This is a genomic window from Flavobacterium pokkalii (genome assembly GCF_014596575.1).
GTDB classification, from domain to species: Bacteria; Bacteroidota; Bacteroidia; order Flavobacteriales; family Flavobacteriaceae; genus Flavobacterium; species Flavobacterium pokkalii.
Genome location: NZ_NASZ01000011.1, coordinates 54,257 through 80,092, shown reverse-complemented (window position 1 = coordinate 80,092; position 25,836 = coordinate 54,257). Strand labels below are relative to the sequence as shown.

Annotated in this window: 23 protein-coding genes, 3 tRNA genes and 1 pseudogene; 13 read left to right on the top strand and 14 right to left on the bottom strand. The window is 34.0% G+C overall.

What is annotated here, in order from left to right; all coding sequences use genetic code 11:
• Nucleotides 1-27 precede the first annotated feature (27 nt).
• On the bottom strand, nt 28-1,815 hold the full coding sequence (locus tag B6A10_RS08745) for an ABC transporter ATP-binding protein (protein ID WP_188220578.1): 1,788 nt from the start codon (nt 1,813-1,815) through the stop codon (nt 28-30).
• A 203-nt stretch (nt 1,816-2,018) separates the two neighbouring features.
• Here B6A10_RS08745 and B6A10_RS08740 point away from each other — a divergent pair.
• Both B6A10_RS08740 and B6A10_RS08735 read left to right on the top strand, forming a co-directional pair.
• A tRNA-Val gene (locus B6A10_RS08740) sits at nt 2,019-2,093 on the top strand.
• A 27-nt stretch (nt 2,094-2,120) separates the two neighbouring features.
• A tRNA-Val gene (locus B6A10_RS08735) sits at nt 2,121-2,195 on the top strand.
• Nucleotides 2,196-2,395: 200 nt separating this feature from the next.
• On the opposite strand, the gene B6A10_RS08730 is transcribed toward B6A10_RS08735, so the two are convergent.
• Nucleotides 2,396-3,598, bottom strand: coding sequence for an MFS transporter (locus tag B6A10_RS08730; RefSeq protein WP_188220577.1), 1,203 nt, complete (start codon nt 3,596-3,598; stop codon nt 2,396-2,398).
• Between the two features lie 313 nt (nt 3,599-3,911).
• Here B6A10_RS08730 and B6A10_RS08725 point away from each other — a divergent pair, with 313 nt between their 5' ends.
• The 3 genes from B6A10_RS08725 (at nt 3,912) to B6A10_RS08715 (ending at nt 7,726) form a co-directional block, all read left to right on the top strand.
• Entirely contained in the window at nt 3,912-4,235 is a 324-nt protein-coding gene (locus B6A10_RS08725) for a hypothetical protein (RefSeq protein WP_188220576.1), read from the top strand.
• Between the two features lie 77 nt (nt 4,236-4,312).
• On the top strand, nt 4,313-6,481 hold the full coding sequence (locus B6A10_RS08720; RefSeq protein ID WP_188220575.1) for a TonB-dependent receptor: 2,169 nt from the start codon (nt 4,313-4,315) through the stop codon (nt 6,479-6,481).
• A 237-nt stretch (nt 6,482-6,718) separates the two neighbouring features.
• Nucleotides 6,719-7,726, top strand: a complete 1,008-nt coding sequence (locus tag B6A10_RS08715; RefSeq protein WP_188220574.1) for an LLM class flavin-dependent oxidoreductase — start codon at nt 6,719-6,721, stop codon at nt 7,724-7,726.
• Nucleotides 7,727-7,728: 2 nt separating this feature from the next.
• On the opposite strand, the gene B6A10_RS08710 is transcribed toward B6A10_RS08715, so the two are convergent.
• From B6A10_RS08710 to B6A10_RS08660, 11 genes and pseudogenes are all read right to left on the bottom strand, one after another.
• Nucleotides 7,729-8,661 (bottom strand): hypothetical protein, encoded by a 933-nt coding sequence (locus tag B6A10_RS08710; protein WP_026713681.1) that lies wholly within the window; start codon nt 8,659-8,661, stop codon nt 7,729-7,731.
• 20 nt (nt 8,662-8,681) lie between these two features.
• Nucleotides 8,682-9,533, bottom strand: a complete 852-nt coding sequence (locus tag B6A10_RS08705; protein WP_188220573.1) for a substrate-binding domain-containing protein — start codon at nt 9,531-9,533, stop codon at nt 8,682-8,684.
• Nucleotides 9,530-10,057 (bottom strand): GNAT family N-acetyltransferase, encoded by a 528-nt coding sequence (locus B6A10_RS08700; protein ID WP_055093253.1) that lies wholly within the window; start codon nt 10,055-10,057, stop codon nt 9,530-9,532. Before B6A10_RS08700 ends, B6A10_RS08705 begins: the two co-directional genes overlap by 4 nt.
• Nucleotides 10,020-10,433 carry a VOC family protein gene (locus tag B6A10_RS08695; protein ID WP_188220572.1) on the bottom strand — a complete coding sequence of 138 codons (414 nt, stop codon included), beginning with the start codon at nt 10,431-10,433 and terminating at the stop codon, nt 10,020-10,022. The genes B6A10_RS08700 and B6A10_RS08695 overlap by 38 nt, the downstream gene beginning before the upstream one ends.
• Before the next feature lie 39 nt (nt 10,434-10,472).
• The gene (locus tag B6A10_RS08690; protein ID WP_188220571.1) at nt 10,473-11,345 is read right to left on the bottom strand and encodes a nucleoside phosphorylase; all 873 of its coding nucleotides are present in this window, start codon (nt 11,343-11,345) and stop codon (nt 10,473-10,475) included.
• Nucleotides 11,346-11,445: 100 nt separating this feature from the next.
• The gene (locus B6A10_RS08685; protein WP_055093247.1) at nt 11,446-11,778 is read right to left on the bottom strand and encodes a translation initiation factor; all 333 of its coding nucleotides are present in this window, start codon (nt 11,776-11,778) and stop codon (nt 11,446-11,448) included.
• Between the two features lie 52 nt (nt 11,779-11,830).
• Nucleotides 11,831-12,241 (bottom strand): GxxExxY protein, encoded by a 411-nt coding sequence (locus B6A10_RS08680; RefSeq protein WP_188220570.1) that lies wholly within the window; start codon nt 12,239-12,241, stop codon nt 11,831-11,833.
• 71 nt (nt 12,242-12,312) lie between these two features.
• Nucleotides 12,313-13,263 carry an isopenicillin N synthase family dioxygenase gene (locus B6A10_RS08675; protein WP_188220569.1) on the bottom strand — a complete coding sequence of 317 codons (951 nt, stop codon included), beginning with the start codon at nt 13,261-13,263 and terminating at the stop codon, nt 12,313-12,315.
• A gap of 151 nt (nt 13,264-13,414) precedes the next feature.
• Nucleotides 13,415-13,495, bottom strand: a tRNA-Tyr gene (locus B6A10_RS08670).
• A 184-nt stretch (nt 13,496-13,679) separates the two neighbouring features.
• Nucleotides 13,680-14,075, bottom strand: a pseudogene (locus B6A10_RS08665) (TlpA family protein disulfide reductase); the annotation flags it as partial.
• 12 nt (nt 14,076-14,087) lie between these two features.
• On the bottom strand, nt 14,088-14,855 hold the full coding sequence (locus tag B6A10_RS08660) for a DUF4369 domain-containing protein (RefSeq protein WP_188220568.1): 768 nt from the start codon (nt 14,853-14,855) through the stop codon (nt 14,088-14,090).
• A 231-nt stretch (nt 14,856-15,086) separates the two neighbouring features.
• On the opposite strand from B6A10_RS08660, the gene B6A10_RS08655 reads away from it, so the two are divergent.
• On the top strand, nt 15,087-15,308 hold the full coding sequence (locus tag B6A10_RS08655; protein WP_055093236.1) for a hypothetical protein: 222 nt from the start codon (nt 15,087-15,089) through the stop codon (nt 15,306-15,308).
• Nucleotides 15,309-15,347: 39 nt separating this feature from the next.
• Here the strand turns inward: B6A10_RS08655 and B6A10_RS08650 are convergent, their stop codons facing one another.
• Entirely contained in the window at nt 15,348-16,892 is a 1,545-nt protein-coding gene (locus tag B6A10_RS08650; protein WP_055093234.1) for a hypothetical protein, read from the bottom strand.
• A gap of 154 nt (nt 16,893-17,046) precedes the next feature.
• Here B6A10_RS08650 and B6A10_RS08645 point away from each other — a divergent pair, with 154 nt between their 5' ends.
• The 7 genes from B6A10_RS08645 (at nt 17,047) to B6A10_RS08615 (ending at nt 25,812) form a co-directional block, all read left to right on the top strand.
• Nucleotides 17,047-18,222, top strand: coding sequence for a 2-isopropylmalate synthase (locus B6A10_RS08645; protein WP_084817125.1), 1,176 nt, complete (start codon nt 17,047-17,049; stop codon nt 18,220-18,222).
• A 55-nt stretch (nt 18,223-18,277) separates the two neighbouring features.
• A complete protein-coding gene (gene leuB, locus B6A10_RS08640; RefSeq protein WP_188220567.1) occupies nt 18,278-19,396 on the top strand; it encodes a 3-isopropylmalate dehydrogenase in 1,119 nt (372 codons plus the stop codon).
• A 272-nt stretch (nt 19,397-19,668) separates the two neighbouring features.
• Complete coding sequence (gene ilvD, locus B6A10_RS08635) at nt 19,669-21,342, top strand: dihydroxy-acid dehydratase (RefSeq protein ID WP_188220566.1); 1,674 nt, start codon at nt 19,669-19,671, stop codon at nt 21,340-21,342.
• A 48-nt stretch (nt 21,343-21,390) separates the two neighbouring features.
• On the top strand, nt 21,391-23,079 hold the full coding sequence (ilvB, locus tag B6A10_RS08630; protein ID WP_188220565.1) for a biosynthetic-type acetolactate synthase large subunit: 1,689 nt from the start codon (nt 21,391-21,393) through the stop codon (nt 23,077-23,079).
• A 4-nt stretch (nt 23,080-23,083) separates the two neighbouring features.
• A complete protein-coding gene (gene ilvN, locus B6A10_RS08625; RefSeq protein ID WP_026713668.1) occupies nt 23,084-23,614 on the top strand; it encodes an acetolactate synthase small subunit in 531 nt (176 codons plus the stop codon).
• Nucleotides 23,615-23,629: 15 nt separating this feature from the next.
• Nucleotides 23,630-25,102 carry a ketol-acid reductoisomerase gene (gene ilvC / locus B6A10_RS08620; RefSeq protein ID WP_188220564.1) on the top strand — a complete coding sequence of 491 codons (1,473 nt, stop codon included), beginning with the start codon at nt 23,630-23,632 and terminating at the stop codon, nt 25,100-25,102.
• 263 nt (nt 25,103-25,365) lie between these two features.
• Entirely contained in the window at nt 25,366-25,812 is a 447-nt protein-coding gene (locus B6A10_RS08615) for a VOC family protein (protein WP_188220563.1), read from the top strand.
• The last annotated feature ends 24 nt before the right edge of the window (nt 25,813-25,836 follow it).

Here is a 25,836-nt window from a genome sequence, read left to right as displayed (position 1 = left end):
TTTGTGGTTGAAACCAAGTTTGAAAAACTATGAATTACTAAACTGTAAATTACTTAGGTTTTTATAAATTCCGTTTTCTAAATTGATTAATTCTGCATGCGTTCCTTGTTCGCTAATTACCCCATTATCAATCACTAATATTTGGTCAGCGGAACGAATAGTTGAAAGGCGGTGCGCAATAATAATACTGGTTCTTCCTTCCATTAAAACTTCCAAAGCTTCCTGAACTAATTTTTCACTTTCACTATCTAACGAAGAAGTGGCTTCGTCCAAAATTAAAATACTTGGGTTTTTCAATAAAGCACGGGCAATGGCAATACGTTGTCTTTGTCCTCCCGAAAGTTTGATTCCTCTCTCACCAACAATCGTGTCCATTTTTTCAGGGAAACTTTCAATGAAGTTTAAAGCGTTGGCTTGTTGCGCAGCCAAAGTAATTTCTTCATCGGTAGCATTTGGTTTACCATAAGCTATATTTTCTTTGATTGTTCCACCAAACAAAATGACATCTTGAGGCACAATACTCATATTCCCACGTAGATTTTCTAAATCGTAATCATAGATGTTTTTGTTATCAATTTGGATTGTTCCTTTGTCTATATCATAAAAGCGTAACAACAAAGAAGCAATAGTAGATTTTCCAGCTCCACTTGGGCCCACAACGGCTATTTTTTGTCCGGAACCGGCAGTGAAATTAACGTCTTTTAAAACCTGAATTTCTTTTCGGGAAGGATAGCTAAAGGCTACATTTTGAAAACTAACATCTCCTTTTATTTTTTTGATGTTAGGAATATGCGCTTCGGCGTTAATTTTTTCGGGTTTTTCATCCAATAATTCAAATACACGTTCGGTAGCACCAATTGCTTTTTGGACCTGAGCATATAATTCGGCAATTCCACCCGAAGAAGCACCTACATAACTGGAATATAAAATAAAGGTAAAAAGTTCACCAACGGTTATTTCGCCCGCAATACTTAATTGGACACCATACCAAACAACAGCTACAATAGTTCCAAACAAACAAATGATAATAAAAGAAGCAAAATAACCTCTTAATTGTCCGCCTTTAATGGCAACTTTGACAACTTCTTTGATTTTTGTTCTGTAGCGGGCAATTTCGTACCATTCATTGGCAAAAGCTTTTACAATGCTAATTCCCTGCATGGTTTCTTCAACCACCACCTGACTTTCAGCAACCTGATCCTGGACTTTTTTGGAATATTTTCGAATATAACGGCCAAAAAGAACCGCAGCAACTCCAACCAAAGGAACTATAGAAATCATCATCACCGTCAATTTGATGTTGATACTGGCCAACATTACAAAACTTCCGATAATCAATATAAACTGACGTAAAAATTCGGCTATTGTTGTAGTTAAAGTATCCTGAATCTGAGTAATGTCATTACTGATTCGGCTATTTAGTTCTCCAACTCTTTTTTGAGAAAAGAAAGTCATAGGAAGTTTGACCAAATTGGTGTATAAGGCTAAACGAACATTTGCCAAGGTGTTTTCTGTAAAATTGACAAATAAGGACAATCTGAAAAATGAAAAAACCGATTGTAATATCAAAACCAATCCCAATCCTAAAGCAATTTGGTTGGCTAATCCGGCGTCTTTTTTGTTGACACAATCGACTAACATTCCCATGAATTTTGGAAAAGCTAGAGCGGTAACACTGGTTAATAATAAAAACAGGAGTCCTACATAGAATTTCCAACTGTTATTGCCGGCATATTTGAAAATTATTTTGGCTTTGTTGAGTGAAGTTGCAGTAATTTTTGATTTAGGTAAATCATTTTCTTTGAATCTTGCCATTTAATTTGAAATTAGAATACAAAAATACTACTATCAGCGAGTGAATGCAAAAAAAAGTACGGTTGAAGATATTGCTTAATCATCTGTTTTTGAATGTTAAAGAAAATAAGTTTAAATTTTTATTAATTTATTTTTCATTTTTGCTTGGAAATACAAAATCTAACTGTATTTTTGCAGTCGCAATCAGGAAATGATAGCACTAAGGGTGATTAGCTCAGCTGGTTCAGAGCACCTCGTTTACACCGAGGGGGTCGGGGGTTCGAACCCCTCATTACCCACAAATCGAAAGATTTATTTTTAAAATAGGGCGATTAGCTCAGCTGGTTCAGAGCACCTCGTTTACACCGAGGGGGTCGGGGGTTCGAACCCCTCATCGCCCACTAAAATTTAAAAAACCTCTAAAGTGATAGATTTTAGAGGTTTTTTTATGGTTCGAAAATTATTTTGATATTTTCTCAAAACACATAATTTATTGATTTTATGCATTTTATTGATTCGAACTTTGTAAGGTTATAATATGAAAAAGAATAATTTGCTCAACCTTTTATAAAATCGCATTTTTGATAATTAGTGAGATTGCTTATTCTGGCATACGAAATTTAATAATCAAGGACGAGATAATTGTTAATCCTCCAATGATTATAATTGCATATTTGACTCCAAATAAATCCGCTACAACACCTGAAATAATTGCACCAAAAGCATAGCCTAAATCCCTCCAAAGTCTGAATGTTCCAATGCTTTCAGCTCGTTGCTTTGGGCTTGTAGCCTGTGCAATAGTTGATAAGAAAGTAGGATAAACTAATGCTGTTCCTAATCCTAAAATAACTAAGATAAGTGCCAGAATATAAAAATCATTATTAAATGGAATAAGCAATATAGCTATCCCTTGTAGAAACATGCCCCAAAAAAGCATGGCTTTTTTGGAATAGTAGTCAGACATTTTACCTGTAAAAAGTTGACTGATTCCCCAAACGGTTGGATAAATTGCTGTCAAGACTCCTATATTAGAATTATTGAAATTAAGTGATAATAATAAGATTGGAAGTAGTCCCCAAGTCATACCGTCATTCAAATTATTCACAAGACCTGCTTGGGTAACAGAGCTTAATGTTTTGTTTTTAATTGTTGTTTCTATGAAAATATTTTTAAGAGGTGTGGTGTTATCTGTAATACTTTCTTTATGAACAAAAGCGCTTGTATCCTTTACCCAAAGTGCTGTAAGTATAAATCCAACAATAGAAATAAATATTCCTATGAAAAATGGATAAGGAGTTATTCCATATTTTTCTGCAATAAAACCGGTTAAGTAGGCAACAATTCCAACAGCAAAATAACCTGCAAACTCGTTTAATCCCATTGCAAATCCTCGGTCTTTTTCTCCTACAAGATCAATTTTCATTACTACAGTACTGCTCCAAGTGAGTCCCTGACTAACACCTAAAAGTACATTGGCAAAAATGACCCAAATCCAGTTTTGCGCATAAATCAATATAAAAGGAATCGGAATTGCAAATAGCCAGCCTAATAAAAGTAATTTTTTACGTCCAAATCTATTTGCAAGTCGTCCAGTGTAATAATTCGCAACTGCTTTTGTAATTCCAAATGCGGTAATAAATGAAAGTATTGCTGCCTTTGATGCTATTCCAAATTGTAATTCAGCATATTGAGGAAAAATAGTTCTTTCCATTCCTACCATTCCGCCTACAAAAGCATTTACAATTACCAAAATAGTAAACTGCTTCCAGTTTTCTTTGAGTCCAATTTTTATGTTTTCTACCATTATTTATACTGTTCACTAAATATACAAATGTCATTAATAAATTATTCTTTTTTAGTATCAAAAGTCACTAATAGATAATTGATTAATGCACTTCATTTATTACAAACCTTCCTTAATCCTAAATATAATATCGTTCTAAAATATTTTGAAATTACGAGAAATGATAACTCACAAAGCAGACTTTACAGAAACACAATCAATTATACGTTCATCTATAATTTCAAGAATATGACTTCTGTACCAAAAAGGAAATTAAAATATTTATTTTTTGATAAACAAACCAGCAAAAAACTTTTATATGTAAATTCGCATTATGAAACTCTTCGTTACAATATTATCCTTTGTTGTGCTACTGCTTTCAACGGTACCATGTTCAACCTATAGCAGTCACGATCATTGTACTACAGAAAAAAACTGTAGTGAAGAATCACAACAATGCGGAAACGAATGTAATGGAAAGTGTTCTCCATTTTATACTTGTGGCAGCTGTATGGGTTTTACAAATGATTTAACTATTACCTTTTTGACTGATAACCACTTTGTTATTTTAAATGAGATTTCACAGCCTGTTTGGTACAATCAGAATGCCGTTTCTTATTTTATTTCTAATATTTGGCAACCACCTAAAAAAGCTTAGTTTATTTTAAAAGCCTTATATATCAGTACAAAACAAAATTGTACTGATGATGTTTTATATAATACTAAGAAATCAAAATGATTAAATACTTTATATGTCTTGCAGTGCTGTTTAGTTTCAGCCTCACTCAAGCACAAAATACAATCAAAATTGCTGTAATGAACAGCCAAAATAGAGAAGCTGTTATTGGTGCTTCGGCTACAATTGAAAATACTCCTTATAGTTCAGTAACAAATGCAGATGGAATTATTACTTTCGAAAATGTTCCAGATGGGAATTATAATTTAATTATTGCTGCTGAATATTTCGAAACCCACAAAGAAACCATAAAAGTTCCTTTTTCTGTTCCTGTTTTAGAAATCACTATAAAAAGTGCTGCAGAGGAGATGGAAGAAATTGTTGTCAACACAACACGAGGAACAAGGACTATAAGCAACATCCCAACTAGAGTTGAATTTATTGCAGGCGAAGAATTAGAAGAAAAAGCCAATATGAAACCTGGTGATATTCGAATGATGCTAAACGAAAGTACAGGAATACAGACACAGCAGACTTCAGCAACTTCTGGAAATTCTTCGATAAGAATTCAGGGACTTGATGGAAGATATACTCAGATTTTGAAGGATGGTTTTCCGGTTTACTCAGGAGCTTCAAGCGGACTAGGATTATTACAGACACCACCATTGGATTTAAAACAGGTTGAAATTATTAAAGGTTCTGCTTCTACACTTTACGGTGGTGGTGCCATTGCTGGTCTTGTCAATCTGGTTTCGAAAACTCCGACGGAAGAAAGAGAGCTACGTTTTATGCTGAACGGAACTTCTGCAATGGGATTAGATCTTAACGGATTTTATGCTCAAAAATTCAAAAAGTTTGGTGTAACCGTTTTTGCTTCGCATGATAGAAATGCTCCCTATGATCCTGCAGACATTAAGCTAACGGCTATTCCTAAGTTTCAGCGTTTTAATTTTAATCCAAAATTATTTTTTGATTTAAACGAAGATACTAAAGTTAATTTTGGAGTAAATACTGTTTTTGAAGACAGGATAGGAGGTAATATTGATTATATTAAAGATAAAACTGCGCATTCGGGGAGTTATTTCGAAAAAAATAAAACACAGAGAATCAGTACACAATTTGCACTTTCACATAATTTCAATGAAAAAGCTTCGCTGACTTTTAAGAACAGCTTGAATAATTTCAGCCGAGACATTACAATCCCTGATTATTTCTTTGAAGGATTGCAAAACAGTACTTTTACCGAAATTACCTATTTATACAACGGCAATATATCACAATGGGTTTCGGGAGCAAATCTTTATACCGATGAATTTACTGAGCGTTCAGAAACTACTTTTCCATTAAGAAATTACAAGCAAATTACTTATGGTGCTTTTGTACAAAATACAGTAAAAGCAAAAGAATGGCTGGATATCGAAACCGGACTTCGTGGCGATTATGTTAAAGATTACGGTTTTTCATTATTACCCAGAGTTTCGTTATTATTTAAAGTAAATCCTAAACTTACTTCTCGTCTTGGAGGCGGATTAGGGTATAAAACTCCAACCATTTTTACAGAAGAAAGTGAACGCATTCAATACCAAAATGTACTACCCATCAACAGCGATTTTAACAAATTGGAAAAAAGTTACGGCTTAAATTTTGATCTAAATTATAAAATATATTTAACTGATGATATTTCATTATCTATAAATCAATTGTTCTTTTATACCAAAGTTGATAATCCTCTTATACTGACACCTTTTACAACTGAGCAATACCAGTTTGTAAATAGCAACGGCTATTTGGATACAAAAGGTGCTGAAACGAATATAAAATTAGGATATGAAGATTTCAAACTATTTATAGGTTATACTTTTACAGATGCTGCAATTGACCAAAACGGCGTGAAATCTCAAAATCCACTTACTGCTAAGCACCGATTAAATAATGTGCTGATGTATGAAGTAGAAGATAAATGGAAAGCTGGATTAGAGGCCTATTACTATAGTCCGCAAAAATTAAACGATGGAACCACTGGACGTGATTACTGGATTTTTGGTTTTATGTTGGAGAAACTTTGGGAGAATTTTTCAATTTATGCCAACTTCGAAAACTTTACAGATACCAGACAAACCAAATTTGGCAGCATTTATACAGGAACTATAAACAATCCTGTTTTTAAAGATATTTTCGCTCCCTTAGACGGATTTGTGGTAAACGCGGGAATCAAAATCAAAATTTAATTGGATTAGAATTCAAACTAGTTTTTTTCATTTTAATAATCATTCTGTTTTGAAATTTTCTTCAAATCTTGTAGAAAATGGTTCGAAAATAGGTTCGTATCGCCCACCAAGAAACTCCTTAAGCAATTAAGGAGTTTTTTGTTTTAAATTCAAATTTAACTTAGCATTAGTATTTCCTTGAGGATAAAACATTGAAACAATGATTATTTTTGTCATTTCTAATTTATATTCTAGTTCATGGTTTCAAAAACACTTTCTCAAGTTAAAATATCCGTTTTAGATTTAGCAATAGTCAGAGATGGCGGAAATCCATCTGATACTTTTAAAAACAGTTTGGATTTGGCACAAAAAGCTGAAAAATGGGGATATGAACGTTTTTGGCTGGCTGAACATCATAATATGCAAGGCGTGGCGAGTAGTGCTACGGTAGTTTTGATTGGTCATATTGCTTCAGGAACTTCCACTATAAGAGTAGGTTCAGGAGGAATTATGCTTCCTAATCATGCTCCGCTTGTTGTGGCGGAACAATTTGGAACTTTGGCTACGCTTTTCCCGAATCGGATTGATTTAGGATTGGGTCGTGCTCCGGGAACAGACCAGTTTACGGCTGCGGCTTTAAAAAGAGACGAACACGCTGCGATGGAATTTCCGGCTAATGTGGAAGAATTACAATTATATTTCTCGGAAGGAAATAAAAACGGAAGAGTGCGTGCGATTCCCGGAGAAGGATTAGATATTCCAATTTGGATTTTAGGTTCGAGTACTGATAGTGCTTATTTAGCAGCTTCTTTGGGCTTGCCTTATGCATTTGCGAGTCATTTTGCCCCGGCACAATTATATAAAGCTTTGACTATCTACAGAAATAATTTTAAACCTTCAGATAAGCTCAAAAAGCCTTACGTGATTGCCTGTGTGAATGTTATTGCCGGAGATACCGATTATGAAGCACAAAAATTGGCAACTTCCTTTAAGCGCTTATTTTGGGGAATAATTACAGGTAAAAGAGAGCAGTTGAAACCGCCGGTAAAACCAGAAGATGATTTTAGAGACGCAATGGAAGAAGCCGCTTTACAGCAAATGACCCAATATACTTTTATAGGTGGGCCGGAAAAAATTAAAGACGATTTGAATCGTTTTATTGAATTTGCACAAATAGACGAGTTAATGGTTTCGAGTGCGATTTACGAACACGAAGCTCGATTGCGCTCTTTTGAAATTCTGAGTAAATTACACAAAGAAAAATAATTTTAATTCAGAGTCAAAGCTCCCAGAATTTCTTCCGACATAAACGGTCCTCCCGGATATTTGGCCGTATAATCCAGATTCAGCCATATTTGATTGCGCTCGTCAATATGATAATGCAATTGTTTGCCGTAACTTTCCTTTGGAAACAATTTGTTTTTAATTAAAAAGTTTACAGTTTCCAGATCGTTCATACTTCCGATTAAAATTTCGGGATAAATGTGTCCTTTCGTATGAATTAATCTGGGAGTTCCTCCAATGGCGCGAACGCAGGCCGCCATTAAAATAGAATGGTCGTCACAATCACCGGATAAGAATTGCAAAGATTCGCTGGCGGTAGCTATATAATCGCCGTCTTTTGGGTCGCTCACATAATTCCAACGACTGTTAATTTCTTTAAAAACAGCAAAACACTGAATAATAGTTCGGTAATCTGAATAGCCTTTAACATCCTTAAAATGTTTATTGACAGCCATTACCGCAAAATTTCGAACTTTTGGATTTTGATATTCAATAGCATTTTGAATTTCCGACTTATTAGGAAAAGGCAATAATTTTGAAATGATAATGTCCTGCGGAAAAGGATTGTCGGACATGGTATAAATCATCGAATCGTAATCTTCAAAAACGCTTTGAAAACCATAATTCCCAGATAATGTACCATATAAAAGAACTAAAATATAAACCGCAATACAAATTATTATGATGGTTCTAAGCAAGCGCAATATTAATTGAATGCCAATGATGATAAAAAGGAATAATAAAAAGCGGTCTAAATTAAACGGCCAGTTAAATTCAATTAAGTTTTGATGCGCAATAATAAATGCCGGAATACTAATCAAAATGTTTAAAACAAAGATAATCACATCATCCCAAGGCTTCTTGACCTGAAGTTTTTGTTTTATATTTTGAAAAGTAAGTTGCTTAAAATTTATCATGCGAGTTTAAAATGGTAAAACTATACGGTTTTAACAATTTCATCAAATGTACCTATTTTATCAATAATTTTAAGTTCCAGTAATTGATTTTGAATTTTGTTTAACATTTCTTCAGATAATTGGTTTTGAGACCAATCGGTTAACGAAAGCCATTCCTGAATATCAACTGTTTTTTGATGGTATTTTTTAGCTAAAATAATATCAATTTCCGGAAGCGATTTGAAAGAAGCTGTTTTTTTATTGATAATACTCAAAATAGCATGAATAGTTTCGGGTTCTTTTTCTAAAATTTCGTTTCGAACTGCAATTACAAAACAAGGCCAGGGAGTAGGGCAGTCGGCAATTTTTCTAAAAGTTCCGTTATCAACCAAAGGTTTGGTCATAAAACGTTCCCACATGAAATAATCGGCTGTTCCTTCTGTTAGTGCTTTTACAGCACCATCGATGGTATTTACAATTTCAAATTGTAACTTGGCAGTTTTCCAATTTTGATTATTAGCATTTACATACGCCATTAATTGCGAACCGGAACCTAATCTGGAAATAGCGGCTTTAGTATTTTCTAAATCAGAAAGGCTTTGGAATTTGGATTGAGCGCCCACATGAATTCCCCAAATCAAAGGCGAATCAACATATACCTGAACAATTTTTGACGGATTGCCACCCACAATATCTTTGACAATTCCTTCAGAAAGAATCACCGCAATATCGGTTTCTCCGTCGCGTAACATTTGGCACATTTTTCCGGTTCCTTCCGGTACGTCAGTCCATTGTAAATCGATATTTTGAGTTTCGAATTCTTTGTTTTCCAAACATAAATGCCAAGGCAAATTAAAGTGTTCCGGAACTCCTGCTATTTTTATTGTTTTCATGTTGCTTTATTTTCTAATTCATACCAAATGCATTTAATTCCCTCAGAATCAAATTCATTTTTTTGCTGCATACCAATTTTTTCAAGTATCCTACGCGAACCCATATTTTCAATATGCGCTGAAGCATAAATAGTTTTAATTTTCAATGTTTTAAAACCATAATCAAGCCAGGCTTTTGCAGATTCATACCCAAATCCATATCCCCAATAATCTTCTATAAATCTAAATCCTATTTCGTAGAAATTGATATGATTATTTTCAAATTCTGTAATAAATTTAATCCCGCACCAACCTATAAATTCATTTGTTTCTTTGAGGATGACCGCATATCTACCAATTCCATTTTCTACATATTGTTTTCTGATAAAATCAATATATTTTTGACTTTCTTCAATTGAAACAACAGGTTTGTTACCAAGAAATTCATGAACATTTGGATTTGAATCCAAAAGAAACATTCCTTCATCATCAGTAGGAAGTAATTCTCTAAGAATTAAACGCTTGGTTTCTATGGTTATATTCATTATTTATTCTTAAATGTGATATTACAATTCTGAAACCATCAGGATCCAGAATCATTTTTCCGTTGTCCTTCCAGTAAGGATTTTTAGGAATAACAAAGTTAATATTGTTGTTTTTAATTGATGTGATTAAATGGTTGTATTCCTCAGTTGTCTCCGGATAAAAAACGATGCAATCGTCTTCATAGAAATGGTGATTTACTAATTCGTCAGATTCTGTAAATTCTAAATGCCAGTTGAGATTTGATTTTCCTAAAAAGCATCCGTTATAATTACAATGATTTTCAAAACTTCCTAATAATTCTAATCCTAGAATTTGAGTATAAAATTCTGTTATGAGTTGTAAATTATTAGTATGTCTTGCGATTCTTAATATCATTTTAAATTTTTTTATCCTACAGCTTCAATTCGTTCTAAATTATTCAATTCTTACTATTTTGTCTAGGGTATAACAAATCAATTTATCTATAGTTTCATAAGGTTTGTTACTAAAGGTTCCATTGGCACGATTGGCAATAATAGCATTCAAAGAAATAGCCTGATGGCCTAAAAGTGCCGAAAGTCCGTAGATAGCGGCGGTTTCCATTTCGAGATTGGTAATTGGAATGCCTTTGTATTCGAACTGATCCATTTTTTGATTCAAAGCGGCATCCTGAATATTGAGTCTTAAAACTCTGCCTTGCGGCCCGTAAAATCCTCCAGCAGTAGCTGTAAATCCCTTGTAAATTTCTGCTGAATCAAATTTCTTTGCTAAAATTTCACTGGAACGGATGACATAAGGTTTTCCTTTTTGCAAATCCCAATTAGTTTGTTGGATAAAAGCAGTTTCGATTTCGGTGTTTGAAACTGAATTAATTTGGTAGGAGCGAAGCATGTTATCTAAACCAATAGCAAACTGACTCATTACAAAGCTATCCACGGGAATATTTTGTTGCAGTGAACCCGAAGTCCCAATTCGGATAATATTTAAAGAAGTTAATATCTCTTTTGGTTTTCGGGTTTCAAAATCGATATTGACTAAAGCGTCTAATTCGTTTAAAACAATATCAATATTATCCGGCCCAATTCCGGTAGAAATGACACTAATTCTTTTGCCTTTATAAACACCGGTTTGGGTTTTAAATTCTCTTTTTTGAATGCTGAATTCGATAGAGTCAAAATAAGCAGTGACTTTCTCCACCCGATCCGGATCGCCCACAAAAATAATATCCTGAGCAATATTTTCAGGTTTAAGATTGAGATGGTAAATACTTCCGTCGGGATTGAGAATTAATTCTGATGCTGCTATCATTTTTTTTGTTTCTGAGTAACTAAATTACTGAGTTTTTAAGTTTATGTTTAAGTAGATAACTAAACACTGAGACTGAATACTGCTACTGAACACTAATTTATCAGCCTCCAACACGTTTGGTTTTAAAGCCTTTTTCCTGTAAAATCTTCATAATTTTATCACGATAATCCCCTTGAATAATGATGGCTCCGTCCTTAAAACTTCCACCTACACTTAGTTTGGTTTTAATTTCTTTCGCAAGAATTTTAAAATCTTCGTCATCGCCTTCGTAACCTTCGATGATAGTAGTGGGTTTCCCTTTTCTTTTTTCAAATTTACAAATCATCGGTTCTTTTTGAACAAATAATTCATGTGCAGTTTCTTCAGTTTCTTCCGGTTCGTTGCTGGGAACATGATCCGGAAATAAGTTTTTTAATTGGTCTTGTAAGTCCATTTGTATTGTTTATTTGGAACACAGATTTTAGAAATATTAAAAATTTATTAAATCATGGTTCTTGTTTTTTGTAATGTTTTTTATATTCATTCGTAAAAATCTTTCGAATAAATTGTGGGTCTTTTCCAAAGTTTAATAATAAGCCTACTTCACAATCAGTTGCTTTTAAATAGTTTAAAAGTTGACATTCATGTGTGTCAGTCATATATTCAACGCATTTGAGTTCAATTATTACTGAATGATTAACTATGATATCAGGTATATATTCTCCAACAATTTCATTTTTGTAAAATACATTTAGTTTTTTCTGACTTTTGATTTCAAATCCTCTTGATTTTAATTCAATTATCATTGAATTATGATAAACTTTTTCTAAAAATCCATAACCTAGTTCATTATAAACATTATAAAAAACACCTATTATCGTCTTAGTTAAATCGGAATGAGGAAATGTTTTTATCATAATTTCTGCTTTTATTTAGAAAATTAGAATCAAATAAATTAATAAAATTTCTTAAATCAGCGTTCCAAAACTTATTTTTTTATCAATCCCAAATCAACCAAACGCTCGTATAGAAAATCACCGGCTGTAATATCTTCGTAAAGTTTTGGATTATTTTCATCAATACAGTTTTCTAAACAATTTAGAGACATATCGCTCACAGGATGCATAAAAAACGGAATTGAAAACCGGGATGTTCCCCATAATTCTCTTGGCGGATTGACCACCTGATGAATGGTTGATTTCAATTTGTTATTAGTATGTCGGGAAAGCATGTCTCCAACATTGATAACCAGTTCGTCATCGTCGGCAATGGCATCAATCCAGTCGCCATTGTGGTTTTGAACCTGAAGTCCTTTGCCTTGAGCTCCCATTAAAAGCGTAATCAAATTGATGTCACCATGTGCGGCAGCTCTAATTGCATTTTCCGGTTCAGAAGTGATAGGAGGGTAGTGAATCGGTCTTAAGATAGAATTTCCTTCTTTAGCATAATTGTCAAAATAGAATTCGTTCAAACCTAAATGCAATGCCAAAGCTCTCAAAACATAGATTCCCGTTTTTTCCAGCATTTGATAAGCTTCTTTTCCTACGGTATTAAAACGCGGTAATTCTTCTACGACGATATTCTCAGGGTATTCTGCTGCGTATTTTGAATTTTGATCTACATATTGACCAAAATGCCAAAACTCTTTTAAATCGCCTTCTTTGCGTCCCTTAGCGTGTTCTTTTCCAAAAGAAACATAACCTCTTTGTCCGCCGTTCTCCGGAAACTCATATTTTTTTTTGTTTTCTAATGGTAAATTAAAAAACTGTTTAATTTCATTGTATAATTCGGTTACTAATTGCTGGTTTAAAAAATGCCCTTTTAAGGCTACAAAACCAATGTCTTCAAAAGCACTTCCGATTTCACTAACAAATTTATCTTTTCGACCCGAATCATTTGAAAGGAAATCACGTAAATCAACACTAGGGATATTTTGCATGAAATAATTATTTTAGGATAAGAATTTGAAACTGATTTTTTCTTTGGTTTACAAATGTATTTAATAATTGTTTCAATAAGAATTTTAGAAATAAAAATCATTTCCGGAATAGTGCAAAAAAAAAACGCTTCAATTTCTTGAAGCGTTTTTGTGGGAAGAGCAGGATTCGAACCTGCGAAGGTTTCCCAACGGATTTACAGTCCGTCCTCGTTGGCCGCTTGAGTATCTTCCCATGCTTTAAAGCGGCGCCTTGCTGTTGCTTAGCGGTTGCAAATATAGGAACACTTTTGATGTTTGCAAACATTTTTTGCAGTTAATTTCAATGTTTTTTCAATCTTTTTTTTAAAGTGTTGGTCTTGAATAAAATAAAAAAATCTCCACGAGGGAGATTTTTTATTATTAAGCTTAAAAAAGATTTATTTTGCTAGAAGTTCTTCGATTTTAGTTCGAAGTTCAGCGCCTCTCAAGTCTCTTGCAACCACTTTTCCGGAAGCATCTAAGATAAAAGTAGCAGGTATAGCTTCTACTTTATATTGAGCGGCGATTGGTTCTTCCCAACCTTTTAGGTTAGAAACCTGATTCCAGGTTAATTTGTCTTTAGCAATGGCTTCTTTCCATTTGCTTGCATCCTGATCTAAAGATACTCCTATAATATTAAGTCCTTTAGAATGGAATTCTTTATAAATTGCCACTACATTAGGATTTTCTCTTCTGCAGGGACCACACCAGGAAGCCCAAAAATCAACAATTGTAACTTTTCCTAAACTCTGTTTAAGAGAGATTACTTTGCCTTCCGGATTAGGTGCAGAAAACTCAGGTGCTCTTCAGTTAGCGGCTGGTGCAGCAGGTGCAGCCGGAGCTCCCGGTACAGAAGAATTGATTGCAGTAAGTCTTTCTTTGATAGCTTTACCAGGTTTTGTGTTTTTCAATTCTTCGTCAAAACTGTTGTAGATTTTTTCTGCTTTCTTAAGGTCAGCACTTGGATCTGCAAGCATACTTTGGATAATTAAAGCACTGATAAGTGATTTTGGGTGAGTTTCAGAATAACTAATGTATTTAGTTTTTGATTTTTCACCTACTTCTTGTTGTAATTTTTGATATTCAGCCATTAAACTATTGATTGTAGCTGTATCTTTAGTTTGTTGTGCCTGATTCATTTTTAAAGTGTTGTTCTTTTGGAAATCCATTAATTTCTTTTGAACTACTTTCATTTCGTCGTTAAATTTCACATACTCGTCATTGTTGTAAGTACCTGAAATTTTAGAATTTTGAATACTGTCTTTATCAATTTCAATGTTGATTTCACCTGTTTCAAGAATGAAAGGAACTGGTTGCTGAATTGTTTCTAATTGTAATATGTAGAAAGAAGGTTCAGTAACTTTTCCTGTAATTTCAAATTTTCCGTTTTCAACTTTTACAGTATCAATATTGATTAATCCTCCCATTCCGCTTGGATCCTGAGTTTTAAGGATAATTGTTTTTCCGTTTTCGATTCCTTTAGCAGTTCCTGTGATGATGTATTCACCTTTACCAACTTTACTGCAAGAAAATAATACAGCAGAGGCAGAAAGCAATAAAAATAATTTTTTCATTGTTAATTAGTTAAATTAGTTAAGTGTGCAAAAGTATTTAAATTTATATAACAGCAATAATTTAAATCGCTAAATTTTTGTTATAATTACTATTGTCACCACTTAGTTGCGAATGATTTTAAATAGCCGTTAAAACAATAACTGAATCCTAATTTCAAAGCCTAAGTGTTGCTGATTTGTTTATCTGAAAAGGCTGTTCTATTTTTGAAGAAAAAATGAGAAATTGGTTTTATGAGACCTTTAAAAGAAAAGTTATTGATAAAAGATGCCACTATAAATAAAGTGCAATTTGATAAAGAATGGTTTTTTAGTTTTGAAGATATGGCGTTTTATTTAAAAGAAGATTTATCAGAAGTAGAATTTATTCATTTACCTATGTTGATTGACGGAGTAGAGGAAATTGTGAAATGCTGTACTTTTGAAGATATTCTCAGAGGAAGAAAAGAATTATAAAAAAATAAAACAGGCTGTCATAAAAGGCAGCCTGTTTTGTTATCGGTTATTGAGTTTGGCTTTTTCTTTAATAATATCGCCAATTTTTCGGTTTTCGATTTTACTTTCCAGCCAGGAAATAATGTCGAGATAAAGAAAGGCTCTTTTTTCGTAGGTGTTTTGTTCTAATTCCACAAAACGCTCTTTCATTTTTACAAATTCCTTTTTGATGTCTGTTGGATAAATCGAATTTAGGTTTTTCAGAAATCGGATGATTTCTTTTTGTACTTCATGCAAATCGTTCATTTTAATTAAAAACTTATAGGTGTTTTTTAACTGGCTTTCCAGATAGTAATCTTTCCCAAGTTCGTAATGTGCAATTAAACATAAAATGCGGGCGAAACACATCAGGTCTTCGCGCATACTTAAATTCTTGTTGTTAATGATTTTTTCTAAATAGAAAATAGATTCATTGTACTTTTCGTTACCAAAATAAATACTGGCAAATTTGTAAAAAAACAACATTTCATGATGTTCGTCTAAATGCTCGTTGTGTATTTTTAATTTGTTTAGGATTTCAGGAATTAAATATTCGCTTTCGGCAAAAGTCCCCTGCATTATATGGTAATTTAATTTATTGTTATAAACATATAAAAAGGATAACGAGGCAATATTGTCGTTAATCGGGAAACGTTCATCTTTAATGGTTTCTTCAAGCAGGTTTAAGTATTCTTTAAACTTTGTCTGGTACTTTAACATATATAAAGATTCCAATAAATAATGGTTCCCTTTTAGGAAAAATACCGGATTCAGGTAAATCATATTAGAATTATCATAAAAAAGAGTTACCCATTTTGAAGCAAATTTGTAGCTGGCCAAAAAGTCCTGAACTAAAAAACTACGCCATAGATTGGCATTGTAAAACCAATATTTTTCTCTGAAACCAAACTTATTTTCGTCCAGTTTTGAAATGTGTTTATTGAAATAATCATCGATATACTGATACTCTTCATCACTTTTTACATAACCTGTTTTAAGCATGATGCCATACAATTGCAGTGATAAATTGGATAACTTACTCGAAATCGTATTTTGGTAATTCAGTTCTTTAGCCTGAATAACTAATTCGTCAGCTCTTCCCTGAATGCTTCGGGTGATATATTGGGATTCGATTAGTTTTTCAAATTCTACAATTTCATAAGCCATTAATTTTTCGTCATTTTCAATAGCTTGTGATTTGGTTTTGTCGAGAATTTTTAAACTTTGTTTGTATAATCCTTTGTTGTATAATATGGTAGCAAAATCAATTTGCTCTCTCAGTTGGTAACGGATATTCTGGCTGGGAATATTTAGTCGGATACTAACTAGAATTTGTTTATACAAATACGATTTTAAATTGGATAATTGTACCTTCTTGATGACGCCACTTTTTAGAATAAGTTTTTCGTCATAACTCTCCGATTTGTCTAAAATATTAAATAATTCAATAAATTTTGTATTCGAACTGGTCTCTAAACGACTGGCAAAAATCTTAAATTGGCGCTTTTCAGATTTAGATAAGGACTTTATCAGAACGAATAAAAAATCTTTTTGATGGTTAGCCATTGTAAAATAAATAGATTTAAATAATTGATTATCAATTGATTAACTTGCCTTTGTTGGGCTTATAAGCAGTATATTCAATTAAAATGAATTTTCGGTTCAAAGTAAAGAATATATTTTTGTTATCAAGATGTGAAATTACATTAAATAAATGAATATGAATAGAGAGAAAGTCCAAATTTTTGATACCACTTTACGAGACGGAGAACAGGTCCCAGGATGTAAATTAGATACCAAACAAAAACTTGTTATCGCAGAACGCTTAGATAACATGGGGGTTGATATCATTGAAGCAGGTTTCCCTATTTCTAGTCCCGGAGATTTTTTATCTGTTACTGAAATAAGTAAGGTTGTTAAAAATGCTACCGTTTGTGGTCTTACCAGAGCCGTTAAAAAAGATATTGACGTTGCTGCTGAAGCTTTAAAACTTGCTAAGAAACCACGTATTCACACCGGTATCGGAACGTCTGATTCTCATATTATACATAAGTTAAATACCACCAGAGAAGATATTATTGAGCGCGCTAAAGCAGCTGTTGCTCATGCAAAATCTTATGTTGAAGACGTAGAGTTTTACGCAGAAGATGCAGGTAGAACTGACAATGCTTTCTTGGCACAGGTTTGTGAAGAAGTGATAAAATCAGGAGCTACGGTACTTAATATTCCGGACACTACAGGTTATTGTTTGCCTGAAGAATACGGAGCAAAAATTAAATACCTTAAAGAAAATGTAAAAGGTATTGATAATGTTACTATTTCCTGTCACTGTCATAACGATTTGGGAATGGCTACAGCCAATTCTATTTCGGGAGCAATAAACGGTGCCAGACAAATCGAATGTACAATTAATGGTATTGGTGAAAGAGCCGGAAACACTGCACTTGAAGAAGTGGTAATGATTTTTAAACAACATCCGGATTTGAATTTGTATACTGATATTGATACGAAGCAATTAAACGAGATGAGTCGTTTAGTTTCTGAAAGTATGGGGATGATGGTGCAGCCAAATAAAGCTATTGTAGGAGCAAATGCTTTTGCGCACAGTTCCGGAATTCATCAGGATGGTGTGATTAAAAACAGAGCTACGTATGAAATTATTGATCCTGCTGATGTAGGAGTTAACGAATCTTCAATTGTTTTAACAGCAAGAAGTGGTAGAGCAGCTTTAGCATATCGTGCTAAAAAAGTAGGTTACGAATTAACAAAAACACAGTTAGATGTAGTTTATGTTGAGTTTTTGAAATTTGCTGATATGAAAAAAGAGGTTTTAGATGACGATATTCATTTGATTATTGCCGCTTCTAAAATTGAAGGAGATTTGATTAAACGATAATCAAGACAAATCTTTTTATAATTGTATTTTTGCAGCTTTTTAATAAAATAAACTCATGAACTTAAAAATAGCTGTGTTGCCGGGTGATGGAATTGGTCCTGAAGTAATCTTGCAGGCTAAGAAAGCATTGTATGCGGTCGGAGTGGTTTATGAGCATGATTTTATTTTTGAAGAAGCACTCATTGGAGCTGTTGCTATAGATAAAACCGGCACCTCACTTCCTGAGCAAACTTTAAATCTTTGTTTGAATACTGATGCGGTTTTGTTTGGTGCAATTGGAGATCCTAAATATGATTCTGATTCAACACTAAAAAATCGTCCGGAAGATGGTTTGCTTAAATTAAGAAAAGGTTTGGGGCTTTATGCAAATATCAGACCGTTAAAGCCTTTTAAGGGATTACTGGATGTTTCCCCTCTAAAAAGGGAAATAGTGGAAGGGGTTGATTTTGTAATTTATCGCGAACTTACAGCAGGAATTTATTTCGGAGAAAAAAAGTTGAATGAATCAGAAACAATTGCCTCTGATTTATGTGAATATACAGAAGAAGAAATTACGAGAATTGCGCATTTGGCTTTTCAGTCAGCTCAAAAAAGAAGAAAGAAATTAACCTTGGTCGATATGGCTAATGTTTTGGAAACTTCCCGTTTGTGGCGAAAAGTAGTTACTAAAATCAGTGCCGATTATCCGGAAGTGAGTTTGGATTATCTTTTGGCTGATAATGCAGCAAAGCAAATAATTTCGAATCCCAAACAATTTGATGTGGTTTTAACCAGCAATTTATTTGGGGACCTTTTATCTGATGAAGCCAGTGTAATAACTGGATCAATAGGAGTGTTAGCCTCTGCTTCATTAGGAGAAAAAAACGCGTTATTTGAACCGGTTCACGGTTCTTATCCGCATGCAAAAGGAAGAAATATAGCGAATCCTTTTGCAGCAATACTATCGGCAGCGATGTTGTTAGATTATTTTGGTTTAAACGAAGAGGCTAAAAAAATTTATGAAGGGGTAGAAAAAGCAATAGAATACAATGTTGTTACCTTAGATTTAAATCCGGATTCAAAATTTGGAACAAATGAAATTGGAGAGTTTATTTCTAATTTTATTTTAAATAAAGATGATTTGATGTATTTTAATAATGATAATGTACATTTAGGTCAGTCAACGATAGTATAAAAGTATGTTTTGATAAATAATTGAGATTAATGATAAGAAATTAATAAAATTTTATTTTTTATTTTTTTAAATATAAAGGTTTTTATACTTTTGCTACATCAAAAAAAGAAAATGAAAAATTCAATTGTAATAGTTTCTGTCGTTAGTGTCGTTGTTGTTTCAACAAACGCATAAGGGAAGCTATTAATATAATTGGAAAACAATATTATATAACTCCCATAAATTGGGAGTTTTTTTTTGAATTATATTTTTTAAATATAAAAAGCATCAGGATGGAATTGAATAAATACAGCAAAACGATTACTCAGGATCAAACACAGCCTGCAGCACAAGCAATGTTGTACGGAATTGGTTTGACTGAAGAAGATTTAAAAAAAGCTCAGGTGGGGATTGTAAGCATGGGGTACGAAGGAAACACCTGCAACATGCACCTGAATGATTTGGCTAAAGACGTAAAACAAGGGGTTTGGGATGCGGATTTAGTTGGATTAATATTCAATACTATCGGAGTAAGTGATGGTATTTCAAACGGAACAGACGGAATGCGTTTTTCATTAGTATCTCGTGATGTTATTGCAGATTCTATAGAAACCGTAATGGGAGCGCAATGGTACGATAGTATGATTGCTATTCCTGGATGTGATAAAAATATGCCGGGTGCAGTAATTGCAATGGGAAGGGTGAATCGTCCTGCTATTATGGTTTACGGAGGTACTATTCACTCCGGAAAATGGAAAGGAGAATCATTAAATATCGTTTCTGCTTTTGAGGCATTAGGTAAAAAATTAAATAATACCATTACTCCTGAAGATTTTAAAGGAGTAATTCAAAATTCCTGTCCGGGAGCCGGAGCTTGTGGAGGAATGTATACAGCTAATACTATGGCTTCGGCAATTGAAGCTCTAGGGATGAGTTTACCTTACAGCTCTTCTAATCCAGCATTAAGTCCTGAAAAAAGACAGGAATGTGCTGAAGCCGGAAAAGCTATCAGAGTACTTCTTGAAAAAGACATCAAGCCAAGAGATATTATGACTCGTAAGGCGTTTGAAAATGCCATTACGATAGTAGCTGTTTTAGGTGGTTCTACTAATGCGGTAATGCACTTAATTGCAATGGCGCATTCGGTAGATGTTGAAATCACTTTAGATGATTTTCAGGCTATCAACGATAAAACACCGGTTTTGGCTGATTTAAAGCCAAGCGGAAAATACATGATGGAAGATTTACACGCAGTAGGAGGAGTTCCGGCTGTGATGAAATATCTGCTAAAAGAAGGTTATCTTCACGGTGATTGTTTAACAGTAACCGGAAAAACTTTAGCCGAAAATTTAGCTTCAGTTCCGGATTTACAAGATGGTCAGGAAGTAGTTTATGAAATTCATAAAGCATTAAAACCTACCGGTAATATTCAGGTTTTATACGGAAATCTGGCTTCAGAAGGTTGTGTGGCAAAAATCAGCGGTAAAGAAGGAGAATTTTTCGAAGGTACTGCAGTGGTTTTTGAAAGTGAATTTGAAGTAATTCCGGGAATAGCCAAAGGAATGGTCAAACCAGGTAATGTCGTCGTCATCCGGTATTGTGGACCAAAAGGTGGTCCGGGAATGCCGGAAATGCTAAAACCGACATCGGCAATTATAGGAGCCGGTTTAGGAAACAGTGTAGCATTGATTACAGACGGTAGATTTTCCGGAGGTTCACATGGCTTCGTGGTTGGTCACGTTACACCGGAGGCGTATGACGGAGGAGCAATTGCCTTAGTTCAAAATGGAGATGTAATTACAATTGATGCAGTAAAAAATACCATTGATTTGAAAATCTCTGAAGAAGAATTTGCAAAAAGAAAAGCCAATTGGGTTCAGCCGCCTTTAAAAGCCTCAAAAGGAGTTTTGTTAAAATATGCAAAATCAGTTTCAAGCGCCTCAAAAGGTTGCGTAACCGATAAATAACAGACAATTTCAGTTTTTAAAATTGTCAAAAATATAAAATAAATAAAAATGAAAATATCAGGAGCAGAAGCAGTTATCAGATGCTTATTAGCCGAAGGAGTAGATTTGGTTTATGGTTATCCAGGTGGAGCTATTATGCCGGTTTACGATGAATTATATAAATTTCAAGATCAATTACACCACGTATTAGTACGTCACGAACAAGGTGCAGCTCACGCCGCTCAGGGATTTGCCAGAGCAACAGGAAAAGTAGGGGTTGCTATCGCGACTTCAGGACCTGGTGCAACCAACTTAGTTACAGGTATTGCTGATGCTCAGATTGACTCTACACCAATGGTATGTATTACCGGACAAGTAGGGAAACATTTATTGGGTTCTGATGCTTTTCAGGAAACAGATATTATCGGGATTTCGACTCCGGTAACCAAATGGAATTATCAAATTACTGAAGCTGATGAAATTCCTGAAATCATGGCTAAAGCATTTTATATTGCCCGTTCAGGACGTCCTGGGCCGGTATTAGTTGACATTACTAAAAATGCTCAGTTTGATACTTTAGATTTTAGTTACAAAAAATGTACTGATATCAGAAGTTACCACCCAAAACCGGTTTTAAAAATCGAAAAGGTACAGGAAGCAGCTGAAATTATCAATAAAGCTAAAAAACCGATGATTGTTTTTGGTCAGGGAGTTATTTTAAGTAAAGCTGAAGAAGAATTAAAAGCTTTTATAGAAAAATCAGGGATTCCTGCCGCTTGGACTATTTTAGGTTTATCGGCATTGCCAACTGATCACGAATTGAATGTAGGAATGGTAGGAATGCACGGAAATTACGGTCCTAATATTTTAACTAATGAATGCGATGTTTTAATTGCACTGGGAATGCGTTTTGATGACCGTGTAACAGGTAATCTAAATACGTATGCTAAGCAGGCTAAAATTGTTCATTTTGAAATTGATCCGGCTGAAGTTGATAAAAACGTAAAAACAGATGTAGCTGTACTAGCTGATTTAAAAGAAGCATTAACAGCTTTATTGCCTTTAATTGAGAAGAATTCGCATGAGGAATGGCATAATGAATTCAAAAAGAAATACGATATTGAATTAGAAGCCGTAATCAATGAAGAGCTGGATCCGTCTGAAGGAAAAGGAATTTCGATGGGAGAAACTATCGAAATGATTAATAAACATTCTAATGGAGATGCTATTATGGTTTCTGACGTAGGGCAACATCAAATGTTTACCTGTCGTTATGCTAAATTCAATCAAACGAAAAGTAATGTAACTTCCGGTGGTTTAGGAACTATGGGATTTGCTTTGCCGGCAGCTATTGGAGCTAAAATGGGAAGACCGGATCGTGAAGTAGTTGCTATTATTGGTGACGGAGGTTTCCAAATGAATATTCAGGAGTTAGGAACTATTCATCAAACTCAGGTTCCTGTAAAAATTGTTGTTTTAAACAACGAATTCCTTGGAATGGTAAGACAATGGCAGGAATTATTCTTTGATTACAGATATGCTTCTACCGTGATGACTAATCCAAACTTCTGCGCGATTGCTGAAGGATATTACATCAAAGCCCGCAAAGTAACCAAAAGAGAGGAACTGGACGAGGCTATTGCAGAAATGTTAGCATCAAAAGATTCTTATTTCCTTGAAGTTATGGTTGAGAAAGAAAACAATGTATTCCCAATGATTCCAACAGGAGCTTCGGTTTCTGACATTAGATTAAGTTAATATTATGGAAGAAAATAAAACATTTACCATTTCTGTTTATACAGAAAACAACGTGGGCTTACTAAACAGAATATCTGTGATATTCCTGAAACGCCACATCAATATATTGAGTTTAAATGTATCCGAATCGGAAATTGAAAACGTTTCGAGATTTGTAATTGTAGTAGATACTACTGAAAAATGGGTACGCAATATTGTAGGTCAAATTGAAAAACAAATTGAAGTTATCAAAGCTTTTTATCATGTAGATGAAGAAACGATTTTCTTAGAAAATGCTTTGTTCAAAATTGCTTCCAATTTATTATTTGACGAAAGGCAAATTCAAAACATTATCAAAGAAAGTAATTCTGAAATTGTTACAGTTTCAAGAGACTTTTTTGTAATATCAAAAGCAGGAAGACGTTCGGAAATTGAAGAATTGTATGCTAAGTTAAAACCTTACGGAATCATGCAGTTTGTACGTTCAGGAAGAATTTCGGTTTCAAAAGAAAAAATGGAAGTTACAAGTTTATTATTAGAAGAATTAAAATCATAAATTAAATATTAAAAAATGGCAAATTATTTCAATTCATTACCACTTAGGTTACAATTAGAACAATTAGGCGTTTGCGAATTCATGGATCAATCCGAATTTGCTAACGGGATCGAAGCTTTAAAAGGTAAAAAAGTAGTTATCGTAGGTTGTGGTGCTCAAGGTTTAAACCAAGGTTTGAACATGAGAGATTCAGGTTTAGATATTTCTTACGCTTTGCGTGCGGAAGCTATTGCGCAAAAAAGAGCTTCATTCATGAACGCTGCTGATAATGGTTTCAATGTGGGAACTTATGAAGAATTAATTCCAACTGCTGATTTAGTATGTAACCTTACTCCGGATAAACAACACACGGCTGTAGTTACTGCAATTATGCCATTAATGAAACAAGGAGCTACTTTAGCTTACTCTCATGGTTTTAATATTGTTGAAGAAGGAATGCAAATTCGTAAAGACTTAACAGTTATTATGTGTGCTCCTAAATGTCCGGGTTCTGAAGTACGTGAAGAGTACAAAAGAGGATTTGGTGTGCCTACATTAATCGCTGTTCACCCTGAGAATGATCCAAACGGTTTTGGTTTAGATCAGGCAAAAGCTTACGCTGTTGCAACAGGAGGTCACAGAGCAGGAGTTTTACGTTCTTCTTTCGTAGCGGAAGTAAAATCAGATTTAATGGGTGAGCAAACTATCCTTTGTGGATTGTTACAAACAGGTTCTATCTTATGTTTTGACAAAATGGTTGCTGAAGGTGTTGAGCCAGGATATGCTTCTAAATTAATCCAATACGGATGGGAAACAATCACTGAAGGATTGAAATATGGTGGTATCACTAACATGATGGACAGATTGTCTAATCCAGCTAAAATTGCTGCTTTCAACGCTGCTGAAGAATTAAAAGACATCATGCGTCCATTATTCCAAAAACATATGGATGATATTATCTCTGGTCACTTCTCTAAAACTATGATGGAAGACTGGGCTAATGACGATAAAAACTTATTGACTTGGAGAGCAGCTACAGCTGAAACTAATTTCGAGAAAACTCCGGCAGGAGATGTTGAAATTTCTGAGCAAGAGTACTATGATAACGGTACTTTAATGGTTGCTATGGTTAAAGCTGGTGTAGAATTAGCTTTCGAAGCAATGACTGATTCTGGAATTATTGAAGAGTCTGCTTACTACGAGTCATTACACGAAACACCACTTATTGCTAACACTATTGCAAGAAAGAAATTGTTCGAAATGAACCGTGTAATCTCTGATACTGCTGAGTACGGATGTTATTTATTCGACCACGCTTGTAAACCATTAATCGCTGAGTACGTTAAAAATGCACCATCTAACTTGGTAGGGCGTCCATTTAATGACGGAAGCAACGGAGTAGATAACAAAGAATTAATCGATGTAAACTACATCATCCGTAACCACCCGGTTGAAGAAGTAGGAGCTTGGTTAAGAGAGTCTATGACAGCTATGAAAAAAATTGTATAATTACAATTTGTTAATTATAGAAAAGGCGGAGTAGTTTACTTCGCCTTTTTTTATGTCTTTTTATGAACTGATTTTGTACATACTTATTCATGTTTGTAGTAAAAATTTATTCTCTATTATTGAATAAATAGCTTTATCTGCAAAACTAGTTGTAAAATTAATTAACTTAATGTGTTGTTTTTCAGTGTTTCATGTTGTTGTTAATAAAGTTGTATTCGGAGATAATTTTAATGAATTTATTTTAAACTTAAATTGAAAAAAAAATGACAAAAAGCAATTTACTTCGAATGGATAATGTGGGGATTGTTGTGGAATCGCTGGATAATGTAATTCCTTTTTTTCTGGAACTCGGTTTGGAGTTGGAAGGAAGAGCCATAATTAAGGGAGAATGGGCTGGTCGTGTTACCGGACTGGGTAATCAAACTGTTGAAATTGCTATGATGGTAACACCGGATGGTAACAGCCGCTTGGAATTGTCTCAGTTTATTTCTCCAAAAGTTATCGAAGACCATCGTACCGCTCCGGTAAATGCCTTAGGTTATTTACGTGTCATGTTTGCCGTTAGTGACATAGAGGATACTTTAGAAAGACTTTATAAACACGGTGCGCAACTTGTTGATGATGTTGTCCGGTATCAGGATGCTTACAGACTTTGCTATATTCGAGGTCCAGAAGGGATTTTAATAGGGATTGCTCAGGCTCTTAAATAAAGTGATTGTGATGAATTTTAAACC